We start from the raw sequence: 3,730 nt of genomic DNA, 5'->3' as shown, positions 1-3,730 counted from the left end.
ACGACCGCTACATGCGCACGCTGGACCCGTGGGTCAGCCTGGGCACCGCGGCGGCCGTGACGTCCCGGGTGCGGCTGTCGACGGCGGTCGCCCTGCCCGTCGAGCACGACCCGATCACCCTGGCCAAGTCCATCGCCACGCTGGACCACCTGTCGGGCGGCCGGGTCAGTCTCGGCGTCGGGTTCGGTTGGAACACCGACGAACTCACCGACCACGACGTTCCGCCGGGACGACGCCGCACGATGCTGCGCGAGTACCTCGAAGCGATGCGCGCGCTGTGGACGCAGGAAGAAGCCGAGTACGACGGGGAGTTCGTGAAGTTCGGTCCGAGTTGGGCCTGGCCCAAGCCGGTGCAGTCGCACATCCCCGTGCTCGTCGGCGCCGCGGGCACGGAGAAGAACTTCAAGTGGATCGCCCGTTCCGCCGATGGCTGGATCACCACCCCTCGCGACTTCGACATCGATGCCCCGGTGAAGCTGCTACAGGACACCTGGGCAGCGGCGGGACGTGCTGGCGCCCCGCAGATCGTGGCACTGGACTTCAAGCCCGACGCCGACAAGCTGGCCCGGTGGGCCGACCTCGGCGTCACCGAGGTCCTGTTCGGCCTGCCGGACAAGGCCGAGGCCGAGGTGGCGGGGTACGTGGAGAGGTTGGCGGGCAAGCTGGCGGCCCTGGTGTAGGAGCCGACCCCTCAGCTCAGCGTCGCGTGGTTGATGCCGTCGTCGGTCGACTTCACCTCGATGCGCACGCCAAGCGGGTCGCCGTCGCACATCAGCGCGACCAGGTTCTCGTCCTCCGTGATGGCCATGAACCGGCTGCCGTCGACGTCGAGCCTGCCGATGACGACGCCGGTGGTCACCGGCCAGTCATAGCGCACCGAGTACGTCTCGATGACGCCTGGGCCGTCGGCGTCGCGGGTCACCGACACCTTCGGCAGCGCCGCGATGTCCCTCTGCAGACCCGTGCTTCGATCGGGCCGCCAGTCGGCGGGCTCGGTGCCGTAGATCCCCACCGAATACTTGCTCATGACACCGCCGTTGGCGCCGACCAGTCCGAATGACCCAGGCTTGGAACGCATTTCGACGACGGTCTCGGCGATGCCGTGCAGGGAATAGCTGTTGCCCGGCCCCCCGAAGTAGGGCAGACCGCCGGTGAGCGTCAGCCCACGGGGATCGTCGGCGGCGAGCCCGAATTGGTCGCACACCGCGAAGACCGGAAAGGGAAAGCAGCTGTAGAGGTCGAACGTCGACACTTCGTCGATACCGATACCCGCCACCCGGAGCGCCTCTGCGACAGCCTGTTTCGCGGAATGGCTGATGCTGAGCTCGACGCGGTCCAGCAGATCCTGCTCGGTCTGGTCGGCGTGTCCGCGCAGGTACACCCATTTCTCCTCGGACACCCCCAGGCGACGGGCGGCCGCCACCGACATCAGCAGCGCCGCGGCGCCCTGGTTGACGGTGTCGCGGGCAACCAGCAGGCGCGGGTACGGGTCGCAGATCATCCGATTGTCGTCGGTGACGGTGACGATCTCCTCGACCGAACGCTCGACCGGCGACGACGAATACGGGTTGTTGGCGGCGACTCGCGTGAACGGCGCGAAGAGCTCGCCCATCCGCGTGCGGTATTCGCCGACGCCGAGTCCTAGGCGGCCCCTTCGTGCGTTGTCGAGCAGTCCGTACTGCACGGGTGCGCCGGTCAGCCCATGCTTTGCGGTGTATTCGCTCATGTACTGCTCGAAGCCGTAACCACGATCCTCGAGCTGGCCGCCGACGTGCTCGGTGAAGTCCGGCTTCTGGTCGCGATCGGAGAAGTACTTTGCGGTGCTGCCCGGCTCCGAACCGAGGATCAACGCGACCTCGATCTCGCCGGCCGCGATCGCTGCGGCGAACTCCGTCACCAACTTTTGCGGTCCGTTGCCTCCGATCGGCTCGAGGACGGCGCGCGCGGGATCCGCCCCGACGCGGCGGGCCACCGAGCGAACGTAGTTGTCGGAGGCGCCCAGCGGCGGTGCGGCGAACGGTGTGCAGATCTCGAACTGTCGCAGCCCGGCGAACACCTCGATCGCCCGTGCCACGTCGTGGACGTCGGCGCCGGTGTCGGCAAGCGCGGCGCGGGTGGCTTCCGTCGCGAGGTCGACGGCGGACATCCCGCGATAATTGGCGTCGTCGATGCGTTCGGTGAACTGTCCGACGCCGACGAGCACCGGCGTGTGCGGATCGACCTGCATGGCGAACCTCCTGGCCCTGTTAGTTCGCCAGGCTAACCGAAAACTAGAACGTGTTCCAAATTTGGACCTTCTGACCAACGCGAGACTGCGGCCGGATCGCGACTCGACGTCATCGCGACCCGACCGCAGTCTCGGTGCAGTTAAAGGCTTTCGAGCAGCTCGCGGGCCTTGGCGGCGGTCTCGGACGGCGTCTTGCCGACCTTCACCCCCGCGGCCTCAAGCGCCTCCTGCTTGCCTGCCGCGGTGCCCGCGCCGTCGGAAACGATGGCACCGGCGTGGCCCATGGTCTTGCCCTCGGGCGCAGTGAAGCCCGCGACGTAGCCGACGACCGGCTTGGTCACGTTGGCCTGGATGTAGGCCGCTGCCTTCTCCTCGGCATCGCCGCCGATCTCACCGATCATCACGATCAGCTTGGTCTCGGGATCCTTCTCGAACGCCTCGATGGCGTCGATGTGAGTGGTGCCGATGACCGGGTCGCCGCCGATGCCGATGGCAGTGGAGAAGCCGAGATCCCGCAGTTCGTACATCATCTGGTAGGTCAACGTGCCGGACTTGGAGACCAGACCGATCGGGCCCTTGCCGGTGATGTTGTTCGGCGTGATGCCGACCAGCGACTCGCCTGGGGTGATGATGCCTGGGCAGTTCGGCCCGATGATGCGGGTCTTCTCGCCCTTGTCGACGTTATAGGCCCACGCATAGGCGCTGTCCTGCACCGGAATTCCCTCGGTGATGACGACCAGCAGCGGGATCTCGGCGTCGATGGCCTCGATGATCGCGTCCTTGGAGAAGGCTGGCGGCACGAAGGCGATCGACACGTCGGCGCCGGTCTCCTTGATGGCCTCGGCGACACTGCCGAACACCGGCAACTTGACCTCTTTGCCTTCTTTGTCTACGTGCGTCACTTCAGTTCCGGCCTTGCGCGCGTTGACGCCGCCGACCACCTGCGTGCCCGCCTTCAGCATCAGCGCGGTGTGCTTGGTGCCCTCGCCGCCGGTGATGCCCTGGACGATGACCTTGCTGTCCTTGTTCAGGAAGATAGACATAAGTTGTTGGCTCCCTTACTTGTTGGCCAGCTCGGCGGCCTTATCGGCCCCGGCGTCCATGGTGTCGGCCTGGATGACCAGGGGGTGGTTCGCTTCGTCGAGGATGCGGCGGCCCTCTTCGACGTTGTAGGCCCACGCATACGCGCTGTCCTGCACCGGGATGCCCTCGGTGATGACGACGAGCAGCGGGATCTCGGCGTCGATCGCCTCGATGATGGCGTCCTTGGAGAAGGCCGGCGGCACGAAGGCGATCGACACGTCGGCGCCGGTCTCCTTGATGGCTTCCGCGACGCTGCCGAACACCGGCAGCTCGACGTCGTTGCCGTCTTTGTCTTTGTGGCTGACGTTGGTGCCGGCGTTGCGCGCGTTGACGCCGCCGACGACCTGCGTGCCGGCCTTCAGCATCAGCGCGGTGTGCTTGGTGCCCTCGCCGCCGGTGATGCCCTGGACGATGACCTTG

At 66.8% G+C, this 3,730-nt stretch carries 3 protein-coding genes and 1 pseudogene; 1 reads left to right on the top strand and 3 read right to left on the bottom strand.

Annotated elements, in window-relative coordinates:
* On the top strand, positions 1 to 680 hold a 680-nt coding region (locus tag ABW137_RS23490; RefSeq protein WP_526403858.1), incomplete at its 5' end, for an LLM class F420-dependent oxidoreductase.
* Between the two features lie 11 nt (positions 681 to 691).
* On the opposite strand, the gene ABW137_RS23485 is transcribed toward ABW137_RS23490, so the two are convergent.
* The 3 genes and pseudogenes from ABW137_RS23485 to ABW137_RS23475 all read right to left on the bottom strand — a co-directional run.
* On the bottom strand, positions 692 to 2,227 hold the full coding sequence (locus ABW137_RS23485; protein ID WP_526403857.1) for an acetyl-CoA acetyltransferase: 1,536 nt from the start codon (positions 2,225 to 2,227) through the stop codon (positions 692 to 694).
* A 140-nt stretch (positions 2,228 to 2,367) separates the two neighbouring features.
* Entirely contained in the window at positions 2,368 to 3,270 is a 903-nt protein-coding gene (gene sucD, locus ABW137_RS23480) for a succinate--CoA ligase subunit alpha (RefSeq protein WP_526403856.1), read from the bottom strand.
* 15 nt (positions 3,271 to 3,285) lie between these two features.
* Positions 3,286 to 3,730 (bottom strand): annotated as a pseudogene (locus ABW137_RS23475) (hypothetical protein); the annotation flags it as partial.

It is taken from the genome of Mycobacterium sp., from assembly GCF_040509115.1.
In the GTDB taxonomy this organism is placed as follows: Bacteria; Actinomycetota; Actinomycetes; order Mycobacteriales; family Mycobacteriaceae; genus Mycobacterium.
Note: the sequence above shows the minus strand (reverse complement) of the source record. Positions and strands in the feature narration are given on the sequence as shown.

What these genes read in the sequence shown, in the direction of transcription:
- sucD (WP_526403856.1), bottom strand. Translation starts at nt 3,270, where the DNA reads ATGTCTATCTTCCTGAACAAGGACAGCAAGGTCATCGTCCAGGGCATC.
- ABW137_RS23485 (WP_526403857.1), bottom strand. Translation starts at nt 2,227, where the DNA reads ATGCAGGTCGATCCGCACACGCCGGTGCTCGTCGGCGTCGGACAGTTC.